The sequence below is a fragment of the Spirosoma sp. genome, from assembly GCF_026391055.1.
GTDB lineage: Bacteria > Bacteroidota > Bacteroidia > Cytophagales > Spirosomataceae > Spirosoma.
Genome location: NZ_JAPLET010000031.1, coordinates 1 through 20,219 on the forward strand (window position 1 = coordinate 1; position 20,219 = coordinate 20,219).

Sequence of the window (20,219 nt, forward strand, 5' to 3'; positions counted from 1 at the left end):
CAGGGTAACAGCCGTGCCGTACCAGCGCAGCGAATTGCCGGCTCCAGCCGTGGCACTCAGGGGACTCGCCGTAGCCTGCTGGCAGTAGGCCACCGGTGTGGTGACGGCTGGTCTGGCAGGCTTGGCATTGATGATGACATTGATGGTAGCCCGCGGTCCTTCGCAGCCGTTAACTGTCTGGCTCACGTAGTAGTTGGCCGAAGCTGCCGTCGATGGGATCAAGGATGCAACGCTCGTACCACCGGTTGCCACATCGTACCAGTTCAATGTGCCACCAGGGGCGGCAGTAGCCACCAGAGGAACAGCCGTTACATCCTGGCAGTAAGTCACCGGAGTGGGCGAAACTGCCGGAGCAGCCGGTAGCGCAAAAACCGTAAACTTAAGCGGCTCCCGGTCACTCTCACAACCATTCCCATCGGTCTGGCTAACGTAATAAATGGTTATTCCTGCTGTAGTTGTAGGCGGTGTGGGGGCTACTAACGAGAAGGTAGTCGTACTGGCATCGGCGTACCACTTGAGCGTACCCACGGCCGATACCGATGATGCCAGCGAAACAGGGGGCGTATTCTGACAAACATTTAAAGGCGTTACAGTCGGCAGTGCTGGCTTTGCATTGATGGTTACGGTTATCGTCACCTTATCACTTTCACAACCATTATTTGTTTGGCTTACCGAATAATCGAGGCTGCCTGTTGCAGACGATGAGGGCGTAGGTGCACCTGCAAGTACATTGCCAGTCGGGCCATACCAATTTAATGTACCACCGCTGCCCGACAAAGTAGCCGACAAGGGTAAGGTAGCTGCACCCTGGCAATACGTCACGGAGTTTGAACTGACCAACGGAGCTGAAGGGCGAGCCAAAACCGTAACCGTCATACTCTGACGAGTACTCTCACAATTGTTTACGAGCTGACTGGCATAATAAGTAGTTGCCCCTGGTGTGGTGGTTGATGGAGTAATTGCACTGTAAGACTGGTTATCCAAAGCAGATGTGTACCAAAGTACCGTTCCGCCGGGAGAAGCGGTAGCCGATAAGGGGACTGCCGAAGTACCCGTACAATAAGTAATGTTCGAGACCGATGGGGGCGTTGGAATCGCATTGATCGTAAAGACCGGACTTTTAGGGCTGATCGCCGTGGAGGTTGTCGGCGACGTGATTAATTGCTTGATCCGGACCGTATACGAGCCACCGATGGTATTGCTGGGAATGATGGCATCGATTGTCCCACTGATATTATTTGTGGTGATCTGAGTTAACTGAGTTGAATCGGCGGCTCCGCTTCTGTATAAGAACAGGGTAAGCGTTTTTGAGCCACTTGACGCCGTTGAGTAAGAAGCCGTGATTTGGGCACCGGCACAAACAGGGGTAGGCGAAACCGAAACAATTGTAACCTGCCCCTGTGAAGGCTTACTTATACATAGTAAACTAATTAGCAGGAGGATAAAGATACGTACAGGTAAAGCCATGAAATGCAGGGTTGATAGGTTATGGGCAACAGGGAGATAGCAGGATAAAGCAGAAAGGCTATAAAACCTGCATATATATCCCTGTAAAGACCGAAAAGTCAAGCTGTTTCAAACAGATGGTAGCGATAATCTGCTTTTGAGGAAGCCAAAGCACAAACGAAAGCCTTTTACCTACAGACAAGGTAGTCTATTTGCCTGATCGGACACTTACCGCCTACTACCTCCCCGACTGGCAACGGGCCTAAGCCTGGCCATCGGTTAAAAAGGCGGAAAGAATGCTTGATTGAAATTAACTATACCGTTTGTTTGAAAAGGTACCATCCTCATTTTCATACCACTTGCCATTTATATTCTAATCTCTAGTTTTGGACTTCTACATGTAAAAATCCGAAACTATTATGTTTGAATTCGAAATTGGTGGTAACGAAATCAAGCCGGAAGCTTCTGAAGGGATTGCTCAAATTCCGTTTAACAGAACTTTACTGGCGCAGAAATTAACGCAGCAGGACCCGATTAACCCGGAAGTTGTATACGGGCTCAAAACGGTAGCCGACGTCTTTGCAAAATTCGAACCCAACGTAGAAGTTGAGTTTGAAGCGCTTGACGGCATGCCAGCAAAGGAAGTCCTTAAGTTCCGGAGTGTAGCCGACTTTCGGGCCAAAGATATGGTCATGAACAGCCCCTTCCTCCGGTCGCAGGACGCCCAGTATAAGGAGTATGCTCAAATCAACGATCGGTTGAAGAGTCACCGTATTCTCCAAACAGCTCTTAATCAGCCCGAAGCCAAAGCCGCAATGATTCAGACGCTTCAGGCCCTGATTGCCGAGCTGGAAGCCAATGAAGAAGCAACAGCCGCCTAAGTCTACATCTAAAAAAATCTTTCACCTTTTTTGCCAAAGATCTTCCTAGCATATGGAGAGCGAATCACTTAACCCGCAGCCGGAACTGGATGCAAGACCCTCAGTAGCCGTTGCCACTGGTGAATTACCCGGAATAAACGTTTTGCAGGCCTTTGGTGGCTACGCCTTTTTGGAAACATTCCTGGAAGGATCGCAAAACCTCAACCCAAGCCGTAAGGCCCGCAAAAAAATCTACCTCAGCGACCCTACCAAAGCCACGGATCGGGCCATTCTGAAAGAAAAACTTAAACTATGGGTCGACGTTCTGAGCTCCTCAGATAATCAGAACGAGATGCAGGACACTGCCAGAACAAAAGCCGAAGAAGTGGAGGCCAGCCTGAACAAAAACCTGCTGAAAGCTCTGACCGCCACACACGATCTCGAAGTTAGCTACCGTGCCCTCTCCCTTTTCTTTAAAAATGCGGAAGCGGATAAACTATCGAATGTTACGGTCGTAAATGCCAGCTTCGATCAACTAACCGACCTCGACAACTCGCGCGTTATCGACTATATTGCCGATGAGTTGAAGCAAAACTATGACCGCCTTGATTTGCGCCAGAACTATTCGCTGCTGGTTGTACCGGGCTTCATGGGCTCAAATGCCGTTCTGGAAAAATGGGCTAAAATTGCCCATGCCAACAAGGTCATGCTCTTTACCGACTTTGCGGATCTGGAAGGCCCCGACGATGTAATCGACTTATTCAGTACGGCCGATATGACAGGTGCCGAACTGTTCAGGTCCAATGTCATCATGACCTGTAACTGGGCGTTGGGCCGGGAGAAACTGGAGACCGTTGGTGAAACAGAAGACCTGTATGTTCCACCCTCCGCAGCCCTTGCCGGTAAAGTTTACTACACCCTGATGTCGCAGGTGACGGCGGGTAAGAAACACGGTGGTATGAACGAGGTAACGGGTGTACGGTTTCAGCTTCGAAAAAGCGAACTATCAGCGCTCGAACGGCTCAACCTCGTGCCGATGGTGTATGAATACAGCCGCGTGATGGCCTTTGGTGGTAAAACCCTCTTCAACGGCGATAACCTGGGGTTGCAAACTTACTCTGTAGTGCGGGTATTCGATCACATCACCAAAGTGCTGTTCGACTTTCTCAACCGACGGGCGTTTGAAAACTGGAATACGTTGATCGAAGCTGACTTACGCCGTCAAATCGCTAACTACCTGGACAGCATCAAAGGGCCGAACAAACTGCTGGATCAGTTCAAGATTGTTCGGCTTGAGCGCGACAGCAAGCAAAAAGACCGCATTTATCTCGACATTCGGCTAACACCTTATTTCCCGGCCAAGAGCTTCGTTATCCGGCTCGACGGACGCCGGGGCGATGATGTTGAAAGCCCGGAATGGGTATCAGACTATGCGGAAGTATAACCGCCCTGTCAACTGACTATTCCTAACATTTCAACTTTTTCAATTTACATCTATGCCGTATTCAAGTAAAATAAAACTAGGCGAAGAGACATTCGATATTCTTGGAGGAGATATTGGCTTTTCCAGATCTGTTGACGTCAAAGGAAGACCTTCCAGCCACGTTATGGGCGGCCAATTCTCATTTACGGTAGAAGTCACCGATAAATCAGCCTTGGTTGAGCAAATGGTTAATTCGCAGAACAAGCCCTTTGATAAAGGTTCATTAGAATTCACGGATGCCGGTGATGATGGTGTGACTCGTAAGATAGAGTTTGAGAACGCTTATATTGTCAACTACAGTGAATCGTTCTCGGCAGCAGGTGCCGCGTATACCTGTTCGCTCACCTTGTCAGCGGAGAAAATCACGATCCAGACCGCGGTATTGGATCAGCGGTGGCCCGTGAAGAAATAAGTACTACCTTTTAATTAGACACAAACATGGCAGATGCAGCGAATGTAGGGTTTACCTCAACCCTGACAATTGGTACTGATAAGTTTGATGTTCTCAGTTTCGGAACATCTTTCTCGCGAGATTTCGATCAAAAAGGCCGCCCTTCTTCGGCTGTTCGGGCAGGTGATATGTCGCTATCCATTGAAATCACGCAAAACGAGAAATTGATCGATACCATGATCAATGCCCAAAATAAATCGATTGATGGGAAGATCGAGTTTTGGCAGTCTGGTAAAGACGGCACTTTCCGTACGGTCGACTTCAAAAATGGCTACATCACGAGCTACAAAGAAGGCTTTCAACCGGCAGGGTCCAGCAATTTCATGGCGGATATTTCCATCACGGCGGAGAAAATAACCATTGGTGCCGCCGTTTACGACGCAAGCTGGCCAATAAACAGCTAACTAACAGGTAATCGGCAACGAACTAATTGCTGATTACCTGTTAGCTCTTCATGCTTCCAATTTTGCCCAAATCAGGATTAGTCCCTCGCTGGCTCTTGCACAGCCTGGTAACGCCCGATTTGGGCAAAGGCGGTTAAGCAGAACGCCGGAACATCGCCAGGCCGTAATCCATTAACGACTAAACACAGGTAAATCGGCGCTCGCCTATTCATGGACATTTTTGCAATTTCGTTAAACAGTGCCACCATTAACCGGGAAATCGCCTGGCTGGAAACAGTTATAGACACCCGGCTCAAGCTTTATTTCCAGACGGAATGCGATTACCAGTCCATCGAAGAAATCCCGCTACCCGACCTCAACAAGGACGATTCGCCGTATGCCCGGCTAGTACAGGAACATGAACTAAATGCCATTGATCGGCTGGTACTGATACTAACGCTTTCCCCGCACATCCGGCCGCAGCTGCTCGATTACTTTTTTGTTCAGAATACTGCCTATAACCGGGGGTTTACAGAGTTTGGGGGCATAAAAGGCAAGAACCACAGCGGATTTCTGCCCACCGGCGAAACAGCCCTTTTTCTGTTAACCGGCGATGATACCAACCGGCGCATTTTGCTGCAAACACATTTGCTGCACGAATCTGTCCTCTTCCGAAAAAACATAGTTCGGCTGGAAGTAGCCGAATCGGATGAACCTGCCCTGAGTGCTTCGCTGGTGCTGCTGCCCGACTATGTAGCGTACCTGACCACTGGCGAATTGAGTAAACCCAATTTCAGCCCCGATTTTCCGGCTAGTCTGGTAAAAACGCCCATGGATTGGGATGACCTCGTGGTCGATTATCAGGTTATGACCGAGGTTATGGAAATCAAAGCCTGGATTGAGCACGCCGATGAACTTCTGGGAAATGCTCATCTAAAAAAATACCTGAAGCCGGGCTACCGGGCGCTGTTTTACGGCCCCCCTGGAACCGGCAAAACACTGACCGCCAGCCTGCTGGGCCGCTCTACCGGCCTCGACGTGTATAAAATAGACCTGTCGATGATGGTGTCCAAATACATTGGTGAGACTGAGAAAAACCTCGGACGGGTTTTCGATATGGCCCAGAACCGGCAATGGATCTTATTTTTCGACGAGGCCGATGCCTTGTTTGGCAAACGAACCAGCACCAACACCTCCAACGACCGCCATGCCAACCAGGAGGTAGCGTATCTGCTCCAGCGAATTGAGGATTTTCCGGGCATTGTCATCCTGGCAACCAACCTAAAAGAAAACATTGACGAAGCCTTCGCCCGGCGTTTTCAGTCCATCATTCACTTCCCCGCTCCTAACGTGACCAAACGCGCACAGCTATGGAAGCAGGCCTTTGCCGGGCCTTATGAACTGGCCAAAGATGTTGACTTCGATAGCCTGGCTGAAAAATACAGCATTGCCGGGGGGGCTATCATTAACGTACTGCGGTATTGTGTGCTCTCAGCCGTTCAGAATAAACGGCCTATCCGTAAGGATGATATTCTGACGGGCATGAAGAAAGAATACTACAAAGAAGGAAAAACGCTGGAAGAAGTGGAAAAGAGTACAAAAAAAGGGTATTAGTCAACCCATATGAGTTTACATTTAAATATCCACAACAATAACACTAGCAAACTGCTCATATTCAGAAATTTAGCACTAAATTAGTTACATAAAAACCCGATGGCATCGGTAACGTTATTAAGGATCAACTAACCACTGAAAGACTGAAACGTTTATGAAAATCTCAGCTCAACGGAATAAAGAAAACAGTATCGTCACAGCCACTACGACGAACAGCCTGCACAACTTTAGCTTCCCTGGAAACAATCGACCCGAAGCGTCTTTACAGCGTAAAATTCAGAGCCAGAGTGACACAAGTCTGGCAGTTGTCCAAGCCCGGCTAGTGCAGAACAGGGTAAACACCAGCCCCCAGGTTAAGCAGTTGAAAGCGATACAAGTGAAGGCAGCTAATTTCCGGACAGGACAGGGCACTGGCGTGGTTCAGCAAATAAAAGATACTGATGGGAAAAAGTTAACAACCAAACAGTTCTGGAATAAATATAAGTCAAAGTTCCAGGGCACTGGGGTTGGTTATACTGATATTGAATATGACCTGGACGAAAATGGGTGGCATGACTCCACAGTCAAAAAATTCCTTGTGCATCATGAACTCATAGAAGACGATTCGAGGTCAAACGGAGACGACTCCACTTATAAAGGTGCACGAGTGGTAGGAGATTCTGGTGCATTGGCGAGGGGCCGTTATAATAGAAGTAAGAAGAAGAGCCTTCTTGCGTTCGCCAAATGGAAACTGAACAGAGAAGCTCAACACCTCATTCCAGCTTCTTTACATCGTACACATCCTGCCTTGAAAAACATTGTGGACATCCCGGAAAATGGAATGATGTTGCCCGCAACGTATCATAAAACCAATAAGAAACCAACCCATCGCCGACCCAACCAGTATGACCATAAACCTTACACAAAAAATGTCGGGACATTACTGGGTGGTGTAAAAAAGAGGCTAACCAAAAAAGCGCTCGATCAAAAAGAATTAAAATTGATTATGAACGCCCTGCGGGCAGTTAATAAGAATAATAGCTATAAGTATATAGACGATATTCCCTATTCTGTATTCAAGATGGAATGGAATAACCAGAACAGCACGCTAACGCTCTAATTGTAAGGGTTGTGCTTTGGTTTTGTTTGGCGTTAAGGCTACTAGGTTTTACTCTTTCTCTAACTAATTTTAACGAATCTACTTCATGAGAATACAAAAAAAACATGATGCTGATGATCGGCACCGAGCCCAGGCTCATTCCGTTAGCAGTAAGGGAAAAGATCCCTTAGTGGCCCCTTTGGGTTTATTACCGCCTGTACAACGCCTGATAACCAAGCAGCCAGCGAGTAAAGATAAGTTCTCCGGTCGCGACATGGCGAGCACGTTTCAATTCAAAATGGCAGTCATTCAACAGCAACCTAAACCTGTTGTTACGGGCACCAGCAAAGATTCTGCTAAGCTCAAAAATATTGTAAATGCACTCTTTAAGGCCGCTCCAGTGGGTGGTGCAGCCATTGGTGACGGCAGCGCACTGGCGGCATGCACGCATGAGAAAAACGGGGGTGCTAAAGTTGGCGGTGCCGATCACCAGATTAAATGCACCGATGTACTCAATGGAATAAACAAACTGATCACACGAAGCAAGAATGCAAAAGTAATGCGGAGTGGTTCGCAATTAAGCGCCGAGGACCTAATTATCGCTACTAAACTCAAAGCAGACTTATCAGCTGCATTAGATGGCACCTATACTGGCTAAAACTATGGCTTATACACAGGAAAATTGCATGGATGAAGTACTCAAAGCAGTTCCGGGCTTTCAGGAACGCTGGCAAGAGCATGTAGACTATTGGGAAGGTGAACCTGCTGGTCTTGTTCTCGACATGATCGAATTGGCCGCTTACACAAACGAACAACTGGAGAATAAGGAAAATAACGACCTTGAAGCTATTTTTCAGCTCATGGAAAACATGCTTAATACGGGCAGCGACGAAGTAAAGAATGCAGTTGCAACAGGCTTTCTGGAGTCTGTTATCAATCCTGTTACGGCAGATACTGAATATCTGCCTTTATTAACCACTCTGCTGGGCGAAAAATCACGGGCTTATTGCCGAGAGTGGCTTAGCTTTTCTGGGGCACAACTACCTGACCTGTCCGCTTAATTAGCTTGCGTATACGTCTGATTCGGCGAAATACTTCCCGGCCGCCAGCTGCTTTCTGACGGTCTGGTTTTTTGGCTAATCAGAATGATTTGAAAAATACTGAAGTAGTGGTAGCTTAACTTGCGTGACTCAATCTTTAGAGATTGATGTTACGCAAGATGGTTTTAAACGATAGCATACTGAACAAGTCGAACAAAAACTCCGTCATTCACTTTACACCGCATATCTTTGGCCTGTATGCCGGCTATTTATAAATTAATCGAGGGCATACTTATCTTATGAGAACTCAGACATACTGATGTTTGCTACCGGTAAGTCTAAGAATCCAAAAAGCAGTTAACTACAACGCGGGAGTGACCGGTCGAAGTGTAATTACTTGTTTTATCCATTTTGCCCAACGTTAAATTGGATCCTATACATATATCGGCAAAAAATCATTTTGCGCTACTAATATCTTACCCTTTGCGAGCCTCTAAGAAAGCTTAACTCGCTTAAAAGTTAGTCCAATCTGGTATCTAAAGTGACCTAACTTCAATATATTATATTGAAGTTGCCCGATTTCTGTAAGCAACCCAATGGTCTTTAACCTTATCAGAGGTAACCTTTAGCAACCAATTTTTCACGTCAGATGCCTTATATGCGTCAGCATCCTTAACGGAGAATCCTTGACCTTTACACACTCCCTCCCGAATATCAAGGTAAACCATTCTTCCACTTGAAGGCAACAACTTTGTACTCCAATAACTCCCGTCATCGAAAGAGATATGTTCAAATATTGCTCCCCCTTGGCTTAATTGTCCTTTCTCATATCCAGTAAATAAATCCACACTTCTTTACACATTATCAAAAGCCGCATTGGACAATCGACGGGCATGTATAGCAGACCGAAGGTGATTTTTCATGGTCGGTACATCCGGAGCATTTCCTTCGTAATGCGTAGCAACGGCCGCCAGTATGGACTGGAGTTTGGGGTCGTCATTCTCCAGCAGCTCACCCATTGCACTGGCACTGACGTTAGGGCCAAAAATGCTGTCTTTGGTAATAACAGCTCCACCCCGAAATTTTTCATCGTACATCAGTTCGTGCGACGGCACCTGATCTTCATTAAACCACATGTGTGTTTTGGTACGATCGGCCGGTAAAAAAGCCCGTATTACATGATTGGTCATTTTATTCTCCACCATAAACTTTTTGGGACCAAGGAACACACCTTTCTTTTCATCACCGGCAAATTCCCCACCCAGCATTGACATTCCACCCACGTCATGGCCGAGAATTTTTTGTCTATCGGTGTAATTTAGCAACCCGGTCTGGTCGATAGAATTCAGATTATCGGCATGCGTTTTATGGTAATAGCGTGACTTTTCGTAGGCGGTGGCAAATTCTTCTACCGGATCAATAAGGGGTTGAATATGTACCGGTCCATTTTGCGCTGCCCGGTTGGCGCGCTTGTTGTTAACGTAGGCCTTGCGAATTCCAAGCGTGATTACGTTCAGGAACCGTTTCTTGTGCTTGTTTCGCTGGGCAACCTGCCGCAATCCACCAACAGCCTGCCGGGCCATACGCTGAATCGCGGTGGCCTTACCAATCTGGCTACTGTTACGGATTGTGTCCGCTATTTTCCGTTGAGTGATGGACCCATTCGGAATAAGTATTTTCGTCGCTTGCCGCTGTACAAGCTGACTGGCGCTGGCCCGGTAGTTTGTCAGGTAAGACGATGGATGCGATTGCCTGTTCATTTCCTTGTTTAGTTATAGATACCCGCAACTTGTCGAACGTTCTAACCTAGGCTGGCCTGCGCGCCCATAACGTCTGCTTCGCGCTCCAGCTGTATATTATCGTTTACGGCTACACCATTTACCTCAGTAGTTGGGCGTACCCGACCCTGCTTTTGCTGCACAATATGCCAGGCTTCGTGCGCCAGATGCCGCTCCTGACCAGGACCCAGATATATATCGGTTCCCTGAGCATAGGCCAGCGCACTTACCTGAGCCGGTTTCTGTGAGTTATAATGCACCTGTACGTCATTCAGCGAAATACCGGAAACCTTCTCCATAGACTGCCTTAGGTTATCGGGTAAGCCTTTACGCTGTATGATCCCCGCTTTCAGTTGAGCTATCTTTTTGAGTTGCTGCAACTGACGGGGACTATCATTAATCCAGACTTGCTGCTGTCCGCCAGCAGACGTAGTGCTTTGTGATGGAGCAATAGTCCGATCGGCAAGTGATGTTCGCAAACTAGGGTTGTATGCCATATACAGTAAGTAGCGCAGCGCTACACAAAATCTTATGAATTAACGTGTTAAGCATAAAGCTACGAATTTCATCCGTTATGTTGAGCGTCCCTCAGTCATACTAAAACTTAGTTTGACAAACGACCCACTATTTTATGCCTTATCAATAATTCCTTTCCATCAGTAGTGTCTCATTACTACCGGTGCGCGTGCATCCCAAATGCGGTTACCGTCTCCCTTGGTAATTACTTTATCGTCTGGAAGGAGCGCTTTGCGCTATTTATCAAGTACTCACCCATTGCCCCACGAAAAGCAACCTGGCGTATATCTGTCAATTCAGGTGGTCGCTGAGGGCCAATTACTAAAGAGTGATCACTTCCTCCAGCGTTGGCATTTGTGTACTCGCTCCAGGTCATGTTTGCCTCTTCGTCGATGGAGACGGATCTTTCCTTATCGTCGGGAAAAAGCAGAACTTTACCCTTTTTATTGATGGCATTCATCATGTCAATAGCCTCTTCTTCAGACATTCCCTGCGGATAGCCATTGCTAGCCTGTAGCATATGCCTTAAGAATGCGGCCTGTTCATCGGTATCGACCAGCTTTCTCAGATCTGCATTTTTGAATCTGAACCGCACAACGTGTTTAGGGGATTTTCCGGTCTCTGCGTTCCCCCACTTCTTACTAACTTCCACTTGCGGTGCCGTTTCATGGCCAGTAGTTGTATAGAAGCCAGTACCAAATTCGCCGGGGTTACTCCCATAGTTAGGATCAACCCGCTTATAGTTTAGGTTTGATGAGTCAAAGGTCACATGTGTCAAGTCCGTTTCGTCAGTAGCCACCAAATCGTTGGGAACCTGATGCGCTGTACTTTTCCCCACTCCCCAATTCTCTAATGTACCGGGCTGGTCAATACTTAGCTTACCCGGAATAGCAGCAGTACCCTTTACCATTCTCCCTTCTTTTTCACGATAATATGAGACAAAGGGGCGATAATCGGCTTCTCTATTTTCTAAATACTTTACGAAATCCTTCGGAGATTTGAACCCAAGATTATCTATATCAATTTCCTCAGCATTAGTAGCCAAGATCGTCAGCATAGTTAATAAGTCCCCTTTTTCAGCGGGAATATGCCTGCGAAGAGCCGTCAACTTCTCTTCGCTGAGTGGCTTTTTATCCTTAAAGAATTTAGCCTGAAGAACGGGCATCTTGCCTTTCTTTTGCAGCTGAACCCCGCCCGATGCTGTCGGTAAACCATAGGATGCGCTTATTTTTTTAAACTGCAGCAACTGCCGGGGACTGTCATTAATCCATGCCTGTTGGCGGGCGCCAGCATCCGTGGTACCTTGTGATGCAGCGGCAGCGCGATCAGCAGATGAAGTTCGTAAACTACGGTTATATGCCATTGGCTATGGCCTCTTTGATGGTAAGTAAACCTTGTGCATCAACCACCCTGACAAAAGAGAAGAAGAATTCTACAAAGTTTACAGACTGCTCTACAGAAAAGCAATTATTTCGAACAAACGGCGTAAATTTTACACATTATCAATAATTTACGCCATCTTACTGGCTACGTCTGTTACTGCTTTATGGATTCTATTGCGAGTGCGTCTCCGGAGAGTTATCGATCACCGATCAATCTTGTAGACATACGCAACCTCCTCACCCAAATCACAACACTCGAAGCCGAAAAAGTCAGCACTCAATCCCTTATTGAGTCATATTACCGGCGTTTGCATCATCAACTCGGCGATTTGCTGAGCGAAATTGCCCACTTGCAGAACCAAATTGCTGCCCGGCGAGCCAGTAAAACACGCCGTCGGAGCGATGTAGAAGCAGCTCGCCACGCCCACGCCCGCTTTGAACAAACACAGCGCACGATACAGGAAGCCCTGGCAAACGCTCCTACCGCGCCGGATACAATTGCCGATGAAACCGAACTTCGGAAACTGTACCGAAAGGCCGTTGCCCAGGCCCATCCCGACCGTTTTTTTAAGGAACCCGACAAACAGAAGCTAGCTACGGCCTTTATGGCCCAACTCAACGAGGCTTACGAACGGAAAGATCTGAATGTTGTACGTCAACTGGGGCAACAACTTCAGGACGGCTTGCTCTTTCTGGACGAAAACAGCCTGACCCATACCCCCAAAGCCCTTCAACAACTGGTTGAGCGGCTTACCCAACGCAAACAGGCACTTGAAGTCGACATCCAGATTCTCCAGCAACAGGAAGGTTATAAAATCATGTCGCAGAGCCCTCCAGAGCAAGTCGCTCACTTCAACCAGCTGCAAAAAAACTTGCAGGAACACCTCGCTATATTGGCGCAGTCGCTGCATACAATGTAGCTTTGGTTGTTCATTGCTACGGTCCCTATGTCGAACCTGTTACCTATCAATCCGTTTACATTGCCACTCCCGGCGCTACAGGCAACCTTGCAACAGGCCCTTCAAAAGCCTGTGAAAGATCGCCCATACACGGCTCAGATCATGCGGCAAAACCCAACGGCGTTTTTGTTTCTCATCGACCAGTCTGGTTCGATGGACGAACTGACCACCTACCGGGAACAAACGGTAAGCAAAGCCGAGGCCGTGGCACAAATCATCAACCAAACCCTCTGTGAACTTCTTCTCCGCTGCCAGAAAGGCGACGAAATCCGGCATTATTACGATGTAGCACTCATTGGCTATGGTGGGCAAAGCAGCCAACAAGCCAACCTGCTATGGTCGGGAACTATGGATGGCAAAGCGTTCCTTAGCCCGGCCGAACTGGCCCAGGCCACCATCCGGGTCGATGAATTTGCTACGCAGCGGACCATCCGGGGCCGAACGATTGCCGTTACCGAAAGACGGCCGGTCTGGATAGAGCCGGTACACCGGCACCGCACACCCATGAAAAGTGCCCTCTTGCTGGCCGAATCGCTCGTGCAGCAATGGCTGGCAGCTCATGCCGGTAAAGATGTGTACCCGCCCACCATTCTGAACATCACAGATGGCGTTGCCACCGATGGCACCGACGAGGACTTGCTAGCGTGCAGCGAGCGCGTCCGGCAACTCCACACGCTCGATGGTCATGTGCTGCTGATGAATATTCACATTGCTCCCGAGCGTGGGAAAGCGGTACTTTTTCCCTCCAATGCCAGTGAACTCGGCAACGACCCCTACGCCCGGCTGCTCTATGACATGTCGAGTGAGATGCCGCCACCGTATCATACCGATATAGCTTCCCTTTTTGACCTCGACCAGCGGCCGCTCTACGTGGGTATGTGCAGTAACGCAAATATGGATGCACTGGTCAAATTTATGAACATTGGCACCCCCACCCAGAGTAATCAACACTTTTCGCACCATATGCGGCCCGACTCATGACGACCAGATACGCATCGGTAGGCAAAGAATTCCCTTTTTTTGCCGAGAACGAAGACGCCTGGCGGGTCGATCCGGATACCGGCATCTGGTCGGTGGCAGATGGCGCGGGCGGCACGGGGCTTTACGCGGGCGAGTGGGCCAGGTTTCTGGTCGAGCAGGTTCCGGCTGAGCCGTTCAAAACAGTTGAAGAAGTTACCGAATGGCTGAGTAACCACTGGGGCCGTTTCTTCGACAAATATCAGGCGCGGGCCGCAGTCAATTACCTGACCGAATTAAAGTTTATGAGCGAAGGGTCGGGGGCAACGCTGGCCACGCTGCATCGACGGGCATCAGGGCTGCACTGGTCGGTGTACGGCGATGCCCTTGTGCTGTGTTTCAACCCGGCCACGAGCCAACTCATGGCTTCCAACCCGGCACTGAGTCAGTTTGCAGAAGCTCCATATTTACTAAACTGGCAATTTCCGTGCGTGGCAGCAGGTTTCCGAAACGGTTGCTGGCCCAGCGATCCCGGCCTACAGCTGACGCTCTGCACCGATACCTTGGGGCAATATTTGCTCATGGCGTATCAGGCGTTGCAGGGCGACCACCGCGAACTGGCGGCATTGAGTCAGTTACCCACGGCTCTGGGCAACCGGGCTTCGGCTCACCAACGGTTCTGGCAGCCCGGAGCCGGTAGCTTTTTGGCTCAGGTTTGGGAACCACTCTGGCAGGCGTTGGCGTCGCCGGATACGTTCCTGCACTATACCCAGTCTTTACGTGCCAACGAGCTGCTTGGTGTCGATGATTATACCTGTATTCTGATTGCCTATTAGAAGCTGTCACCTATGTTCCCTTCCATCAGCGAATACATACAATCCATCGAGTTAGCTACCGAAACACTGAGTCGGCTCAATTACCTGATTCCGGTCAGGAAAGCCGATGATCAGCTTTATTTCAGCAGTGGAAACTTTGCTGTTGTCTTTCGCATGAACGATCCGCAAACGGGAAAACAAATGGCGCTGCGCTGTTTTTTGCGGGATGCCGCCGGACGCCGGGACCGGATAAGGGCCATTGGCCGCTACCTGACCGAAAACCCATCGGACTACCTGATTCCTTTCACGCTGTACCTTAATGAACTCTGGGTCGATACCCGCTTTGGGCAGGAGCATGAATTTGATGTGGTTCTGATGCCTTGGGTCGATGGGCAAACGCTGAGCCAGTATGTGACCGACTGTTGCCGCCAGCAGCAGACGCAGAAGCTTGAACAACTCGCCCATCGGTTCGATGAACTGGTTCGCTGGCTACTCAATCAGCCGTTTGCCCACGGCGATTTAAAAGCAGACAATATCCTGATTCGACCCGATGGCCAACTGGTGCTGATTGATTACGACGGTTGTTTTGTACCCGCGCTTGCCGGAAAGGAAGCCGCCGAAACCGGAACCCTCCCCTACCGGCACCCGGCACGCACGCCCGCCCATTTCGACCGCAACCTGGACGATTTCAGCCTACTGGCTCTTTCTCTGGAACTTCACGCCCTGAGCCGGTTGCCAGCATTACATATGAACACCGACACCCTGCTCCTCACGCTGGATCTTGTTCAGGAGCCATTTCTGACCGACCAATGGAATCTGTTTCGGACATTATCGTCTGCTCCGGTTTCTGCCAGAGCTGGTCTTCTGGAATACGCCATTCATAGCCCGCCCGGACAAATTATGGGCCTTTTGGAGTTGCTGCCTACATCAAAATCGGCACCAGTGGCCGCACCTGTACGGGTAATGTCAACCCAGAATTCCCTTATTCCATACCTTCAGCAGAAACAGTGGGGGTTTGTGAATCAGGCGGGTGAACTTATTGGGTCGGGAGAGTGGGAAAGTGCAGGGCTCTTTTCGGACGGGCTCGCTCCGGTACGAAAACAGGGGAAATGGGGCTTTTGCAATCTGGAAGGTACGCTGGCCATTGATTGCCAGTTTGATGAGGTACGGGAGTTCAGAGCGGGCTTGGCCGTGGTTCGGCAATTGGGTAAATACGGGTTCATCGACACCAAAGGCCAGCTACAAATTCCCTGTATCTACGACGAAGCGGGGCATTTTGCCGAAGGCCGGGCCTGTGTTCGTCAAAGCGCCCTCTACGGTTTCATCGACGAACAGGGCGTACCGGTTATCCCCCCGCAGTTCGACTCTGCCGGACATTTTTCGGAAGGGTTAGCCAACGTAAAAACTGGTGGCTTCTACGGGTTCATTGATGTAAACGGCACGCTACGTATCCCGTTTGAATTACCCTTTGCGCTTACCTTTTCGGAAGGGCTGGCCGCTGTAGAAAAAGATGGCCAGTATGGTTTTATCAATCTGGACGGCAATCTTGTTATTCCCTACCAGTTCGACATGGCGGGCAGTTTCGTTGATGGTCTGGCGTCGGTAAAAAAGGCGAGGAAAATAGGCTTCATCAATCCGCAGGGAGCCCTCGTTATTCCATGCGATTTCGATGAAATTGTGCCCAATATGGTGTTCCCGTTTAGCGAAGGGCTGGCACTTGTCCGAAAAGGCAATTTATTCGGCTATATCAACAAGCAGGGGCAGTTGGTTATTCCGTATCAGTTTACCAATGCCGATAACTTCTCGGAAAGACTGGCCGCCGTTCAGATGGGCGATCAGTGGGGCTACATCGACCAAACGGGCGAACTTGTCATTCCGTACGCGTTTAGCCATGCCTATCGTTTTCACAAGGGGCTGGCGCTGATTCGTAAAAACAATCGACTGCTGTATATTGACCGTACTGGCTTTGTTTACTCAGATCAGCCATAAGTCCAGCCGATTCTTGTTAACCTCCCGAATTAGCGCCTGAACTTCTTCGTTATCGGGCGCATACACCAGAAGTTCATTCAGGAGAGGGGCTGCGGTCGAGAAATCACCCACTAAACAATGGCAAAGGGCAATTTTGTAGTAAACATCCGCCTTTTTGCCATATATGTATACAGAAAGTTCGAAGTAAAGAATGGCTTCCTGATAAAAGTTCAGAGCCACCAGCAGATCGCCCAGATTAGCGGCTAAATCTTCCGTTTCACCCAACGGAAAATACGTGTCCCAGATACGGGGAACGGCAAGCAACAGGTTCCAGCGTTCATTGTCGGTGATAGTAGGCAGGATTTCGAACAAGCGGGGCAACATCTGCTGAAACAGGCGAGCGTCGTAGCCGCTTAGCCGGAGCACACTCAGCGTATCGGCATACGAGAAGGCAGCAAAATGCGGTTCGATCAGTTTTTTCATCATGAAAAAATCATCCGGGCCATAGTCGCCGACAAATCGCTCGTAAGCCTGAAGAGTTTCCTGATAACTGTCGGCATTTACGAGAAAGAGCAGACAGCCTAAATCCAGGTGTTCGTGTTGATGGCGGGGGAAGCGGGCGACTCCTCCCTGGCTTGTACAATACTGCCCAATGGCGTGGTAGTTTACGCTCGTAGAAAAACTGCCATGGGTAACCAATACGGGTTCGGGGTTGTAATCCAGACTACTCACATGATGATCGCCCTTATCGGCCGTCAATAAAATCAGACCTTGCCGGGAAAGTTTCCGCAAGCGCTCAAGACAACGGATACCGGTGTCCGGGAGAAGCAGATGACTGTTTAGAAGTTGTTCGCGGTAAACTTCCAGGAGATCATTAAAAGCAGGATCATCGACATAAACCGGTGTCTGCACTTCTTCGTAATCGTATTGGAGTTCGAGGGCATCAATCAATTCTGCCGGGTGCAAACCGGCGGGGTCTACTGTGGTTGTGAGAGTGAGAAAAGCCCTGGATATTTTCTTTTCTGTAACCCGAAAAAGCGCCTGTGGAATGGTATCAAAAAAGTAATTGGCAATCACGACCAGCGGCTGCGAAAAACTTTGCACCGACAGGGTGAGGCCAGTGTAGCTAAGCGAGAGTTCGTTGCTGCTTTCTACGTCAAAAAGGGTGAAGTCGAGCCAGCCTTTCTCCAGATAGGGTTGCAAACGAGGATGATCCCTCCAGAAATCCAGGCTGGATTCTGTAAAGTCGCTGAGCACGTAGCAGAAAGGGGGAAGCGGAATGGCGCTTTGTTCGTAGTATTTTTCGAAATGTTTGAAAAAGTGGTAGCAAAGCCGGCCGTGTCCGGCACCAAGCTCCAGTACATACACGGTCTCATTGTGTTGCCCTTTAAGAGATAAGTCGCGTAATAACGCCAGTACCAGCTCGGCATAGGTTTTCCCAACTACGGGATTACTGGTGAGGTAGTGGGGTACCTGACCGCTACGCCAGGCATCAATACCGGCACTGGTGAAGTACTCCCGCTGGAGTTGCCAGATTCGACTTTGAGAGAACGGAATTTTCTGTTCGATCAGGTACATTCAGGGAGTTGCTCTGCTCTATGTTTCTTGATGAGAAACCTGGAAGAGAGCCTATTAAAGCTACGAAAAAATGGGGCATTTGGCCGCCGTAGGTTCGGGCAGAAATCACGTATAAGAGCAAATGAAGACCCCTAACCCCGCCGTCTTACCAAGCTTTGAGACTCTTCGTCTTGGCTATATTCGAAATCTTTTCTCCCGTCTTCTCCAGCTTCATTTTTACCTGTGCTGTCATCACGCCATCGAATCCGGCCGAGTTCCTGTCAACGAGTTTTTTGAGCCGCTCCACCGTACTGAGTAGTTCGCCCCAGTTAACCTGGTTGTAGATTTCGTGTACGTTGACTTTGTAAGCTTTGTGCGCTCCCATACCCCCTTTCACCACCGAAAGAACGGCTCCACCACCTCCGGCAGTAGCGCCTACGGCTTCGGCGGCTCCGGCCTCTGCCGCAATCATAAGCCCTCGCGTAAGCCCCTCTTTAGCCCCCACGGCCCCTCCTCCTTTGGCAATTTCCAGCCCGCCTACAACGGCTTTTCCACTCTGACGTCCATGTTCCTGCTGGGCGTTCGACAGTCCATGCTCCGCAACAGCCCGCGCGGCACCAACCCCAACACCTGCTGCGGCCGAACTAACACCAATTGCAATGGCTCCTGCGGCCATGGGGATAGCCGCCAGCCCACCCGTAAGCACAATTCCGCTGATGAGTATCCCCCCAGCTACCAAGCCCAGCGCTATCTGTGCTCCACTCAATGCCGCCAGGCGGTTCCGCCATTTTGCCACGTCTTTCTCATTCCGTTCGAATAGACCGATGAGGCCATCAACTGCGATACACCACGCGGCTATTTCGCCGAATCGCTGCCGCTGCATATCGGCGGGCATACCTCTAAGTGCTCTACCACTACGCGCCCTTCCCTCAACCGCAAAGTCCTTCCGTTCCTCTACGACAGTCAGCTTGTTTTCGGCCGCAGACGGATAGGCTAATCTTGACAGCCGTTTCACTCCTGGCGCATCGAACACCAAAGGATCCGAATTAACAAACTGCGACGAGTCTCCCCAGCTGCCGTCATACGCCCGGGTATACCAGCCCTCCCGGCGATATCCCTTGCCATCTTCTGCTACTGGCTGCCAGTATCTAAGCTCTCTGCCGTCGCCAAACGACTTTTTGGCCGCCCAGTATGCCTGTAACGGTGCCTTGCCAGGCATTGGCGGGAGCGTACCACGCAGGAGCTTTCCGCCTTTAAGCTGGGAAACTGACGCCAGCGCCTTCACACCTCTTACACTAGCCTTCCGCTGTAACCTAACATCACCCAACGAATGACCGGAAAGATTTTCAATACCCGATTTCAGTTGATCGGGCAGGCCAGTATTGCCGCCTTTTTTCTGGACGGGCAGCTGCCCTTTAGCCAAATAGCCGTTCAACTGAGTCGCTTGTCTGGTTTGCAGGGTGTGCTGAATAGCTCTCAACTGCTGGACGTATGGACTATGACTTGCCGTTCGCTGTAGCTTTCGTTGGGCAATGGCTTCTGGTCTATTGTCCTCCAGGTGGCCGCCAGATTGCTGGTTAGATAAACCGGATGCAATAGCCTGACCTTTGCTTATCCGAATTTTGTTGGCGTATGTATTCATTGGTTTGCTTTCGCTCTCGAAAAATTGCCTGTACTGCCCGTATTGGCATTATTACCTTTTCTGGGTGTTCGATTCAACTACTTGCCAAGTAAAGCCAACTAGTGTTAACTTATCACTTGATTTAATAGATTATCTAATCAACACAACAGACATACAAGTATACTGCATTAAGTGAAATATTCAAGCTGCAAAGCAGATATTTAATTTGACCAAATAATTGATATTCAGACGTATATATACATAAGCCAGAACTTAGGGCACATCTCCCCTCATTGCCAATCAGGCTATTG

The 20,219-nt window shown here is 49.3% G+C and carries 17 protein-coding genes and 1 pseudogene; 12 read left to right on the forward strand and 6 right to left on the reverse strand.

The genetic code is table 11. The annotated features are described in order from the left end of the window. Nucleotides 1-1,467, reverse strand: a pseudogene (locus NT073_RS31830) (hypothetical protein); the annotation flags it as partial. A gap of 398 nt (nucleotides 1,468-1,865) precedes the next feature. Between NT073_RS31830 and NT073_RS31835 the strand changes: the two are divergent. The 8 genes from NT073_RS31835 to NT073_RS31870 all read left to right on the forward strand — a co-directional run bounded on the left by NT073_RS31835 (nucleotide 1,866) and on the right by NT073_RS31870 (nucleotide 8,376). Continuing rightward, a complete protein-coding gene (locus NT073_RS31835; protein WP_297382177.1) occupies nucleotides 1,866-2,327 on the forward strand; it encodes a hypothetical protein in 462 nt (153 codons plus the stop codon). Between the two features lie 52 nt (nucleotides 2,328-2,379). Next, nucleotides 2,380-3,750, forward strand: a complete 1,371-nt coding sequence (locus NT073_RS31840) for a type VI secretion system contractile sheath protein TssC (protein WP_297382178.1) — start codon at nucleotides 2,380-2,382, stop codon at nucleotides 3,748-3,750. A gap of 52 nt (nucleotides 3,751-3,802) precedes the next feature. Next, nucleotides 3,803-4,201, forward strand: coding sequence for a type VI secretion system tube protein TssD (tssD, locus tag NT073_RS31845; protein WP_297382180.1), 399 nt, complete (start codon nucleotides 3,803-3,805; stop codon nucleotides 4,199-4,201). 26 nt (nucleotides 4,202-4,227) lie between these two features. Further along, nucleotides 4,228-4,644, forward strand: coding sequence for a type VI secretion system tube protein TssD (tssD, locus tag NT073_RS31850; RefSeq protein ID WP_297382182.1), 417 nt, complete (start codon nucleotides 4,228-4,230; stop codon nucleotides 4,642-4,644). A 210-nt stretch (nucleotides 4,645-4,854) separates the two neighbouring features. Then, complete coding sequence (locus NT073_RS31855; protein ID WP_297382184.1) at nucleotides 4,855-6,237, forward strand: ATP-binding protein; 1,383 nt, start codon at nucleotides 4,855-4,857, stop codon at nucleotides 6,235-6,237. A gap of 154 nt (nucleotides 6,238-6,391) precedes the next feature. Further along, the gene (locus NT073_RS31860) at nucleotides 6,392-7,336 is read left to right on the forward strand and encodes an AHH domain-containing protein (RefSeq protein WP_297382186.1); all 945 of its coding nucleotides are present in this window, start codon (nucleotides 6,392-6,394) and stop codon (nucleotides 7,334-7,336) included. A gap of 85 nt (nucleotides 7,337-7,421) precedes the next feature. Further along, on the forward strand, nucleotides 7,422-7,973 hold the full coding sequence (locus tag NT073_RS31865; protein ID WP_297382188.1) for a hypothetical protein: 552 nt from the start codon (nucleotides 7,422-7,424) through the stop codon (nucleotides 7,971-7,973). A 4-nt stretch (nucleotides 7,974-7,977) separates the two neighbouring features. Beyond that, complete coding sequence (locus tag NT073_RS31870; RefSeq protein WP_297382190.1) at nucleotides 7,978-8,376, forward strand: hypothetical protein; 399 nt, start codon at nucleotides 7,978-7,980, stop codon at nucleotides 8,374-8,376. An 833-nt stretch (nucleotides 8,377-9,209) separates the two neighbouring features. On the opposite strand, the gene NT073_RS31875 is transcribed toward NT073_RS31870, so the two are convergent. From NT073_RS31875 to NT073_RS31885, 3 genes are all read right to left on the reverse strand, one after another. Continuing rightward, nucleotides 9,210-10,115 carry a hypothetical protein gene (locus NT073_RS31875; protein WP_297382192.1) on the reverse strand — a complete coding sequence of 302 codons (906 nt, stop codon included), beginning with the start codon at nucleotides 10,113-10,115 and terminating at the stop codon, nucleotides 9,210-9,212. Between the two features lie 41 nt (nucleotides 10,116-10,156). Further along, nucleotides 10,157-10,630, reverse strand: a complete 474-nt coding sequence (locus NT073_RS31880; RefSeq protein WP_297382194.1) for a DUF4157 domain-containing protein — start codon at nucleotides 10,628-10,630, stop codon at nucleotides 10,157-10,159. A 224-nt stretch (nucleotides 10,631-10,854) separates the two neighbouring features. Continuing rightward, nucleotides 10,855-12,012 carry a hypothetical protein gene (locus tag NT073_RS31885; protein WP_297382195.1) on the reverse strand — a complete coding sequence of 386 codons (1,158 nt, stop codon included), beginning with the start codon at nucleotides 12,010-12,012 and terminating at the stop codon, nucleotides 10,855-10,857. A 183-nt stretch (nucleotides 12,013-12,195) separates the two neighbouring features. On the opposite strand from NT073_RS31885, the gene NT073_RS31890 reads away from it, so the two are divergent. The 4 genes from NT073_RS31890 to NT073_RS31905 are packed head-to-tail and all read left to right on the forward strand — an operon-like array spanning nucleotide 12,196 to nucleotide 16,751. Continuing rightward, on the forward strand, nucleotides 12,196-12,951 hold the full coding sequence (locus tag NT073_RS31890) for a J domain-containing protein (protein ID WP_297382197.1): 756 nt from the start codon (nucleotides 12,196-12,198) through the stop codon (nucleotides 12,949-12,951). A gap of 27 nt (nucleotides 12,952-12,978) precedes the next feature. Then, nucleotides 12,979-13,971, forward strand: a complete 993-nt coding sequence (locus tag NT073_RS31895; RefSeq protein ID WP_297382199.1) for a hypothetical protein — start codon at nucleotides 12,979-12,981, stop codon at nucleotides 13,969-13,971. Then, nucleotides 13,968-14,783 (forward strand): hypothetical protein, encoded by an 816-nt coding sequence (locus NT073_RS31900; protein WP_297382201.1) that lies wholly within the window; start codon nucleotides 13,968-13,970, stop codon nucleotides 14,781-14,783. Before NT073_RS31895 ends, NT073_RS31900 begins: the two co-directional genes overlap by 4 nt. 12 nt (nucleotides 14,784-14,795) lie before the next feature. Next, nucleotides 14,796-16,751 (forward strand): WG repeat-containing protein, encoded by a 1,956-nt coding sequence (locus NT073_RS31905; RefSeq protein ID WP_297382203.1) that lies wholly within the window; start codon nucleotides 14,796-14,798, stop codon nucleotides 16,749-16,751. Here NT073_RS31905 and NT073_RS31910 read toward each other — a convergent pair. After that, on the reverse strand, nucleotides 16,737-18,308 hold the full coding sequence (locus NT073_RS31910) for a hypothetical protein (protein ID WP_297382205.1): 1,572 nt from the start codon (nucleotides 18,306-18,308) through the stop codon (nucleotides 16,737-16,739). The two genes, NT073_RS31905 and NT073_RS31910, sit on opposite strands and share 15 nt — an antisense overlap. A gap of 145 nt (nucleotides 18,309-18,453) precedes the next feature. After that, nucleotides 18,454-19,929 (reverse strand): hypothetical protein, encoded by a 1,476-nt coding sequence (locus NT073_RS31915; RefSeq protein WP_297382207.1) that lies wholly within the window; start codon nucleotides 19,927-19,929, stop codon nucleotides 18,454-18,456. Nucleotides 19,930-20,219 lie beyond the last annotated feature (290 nt).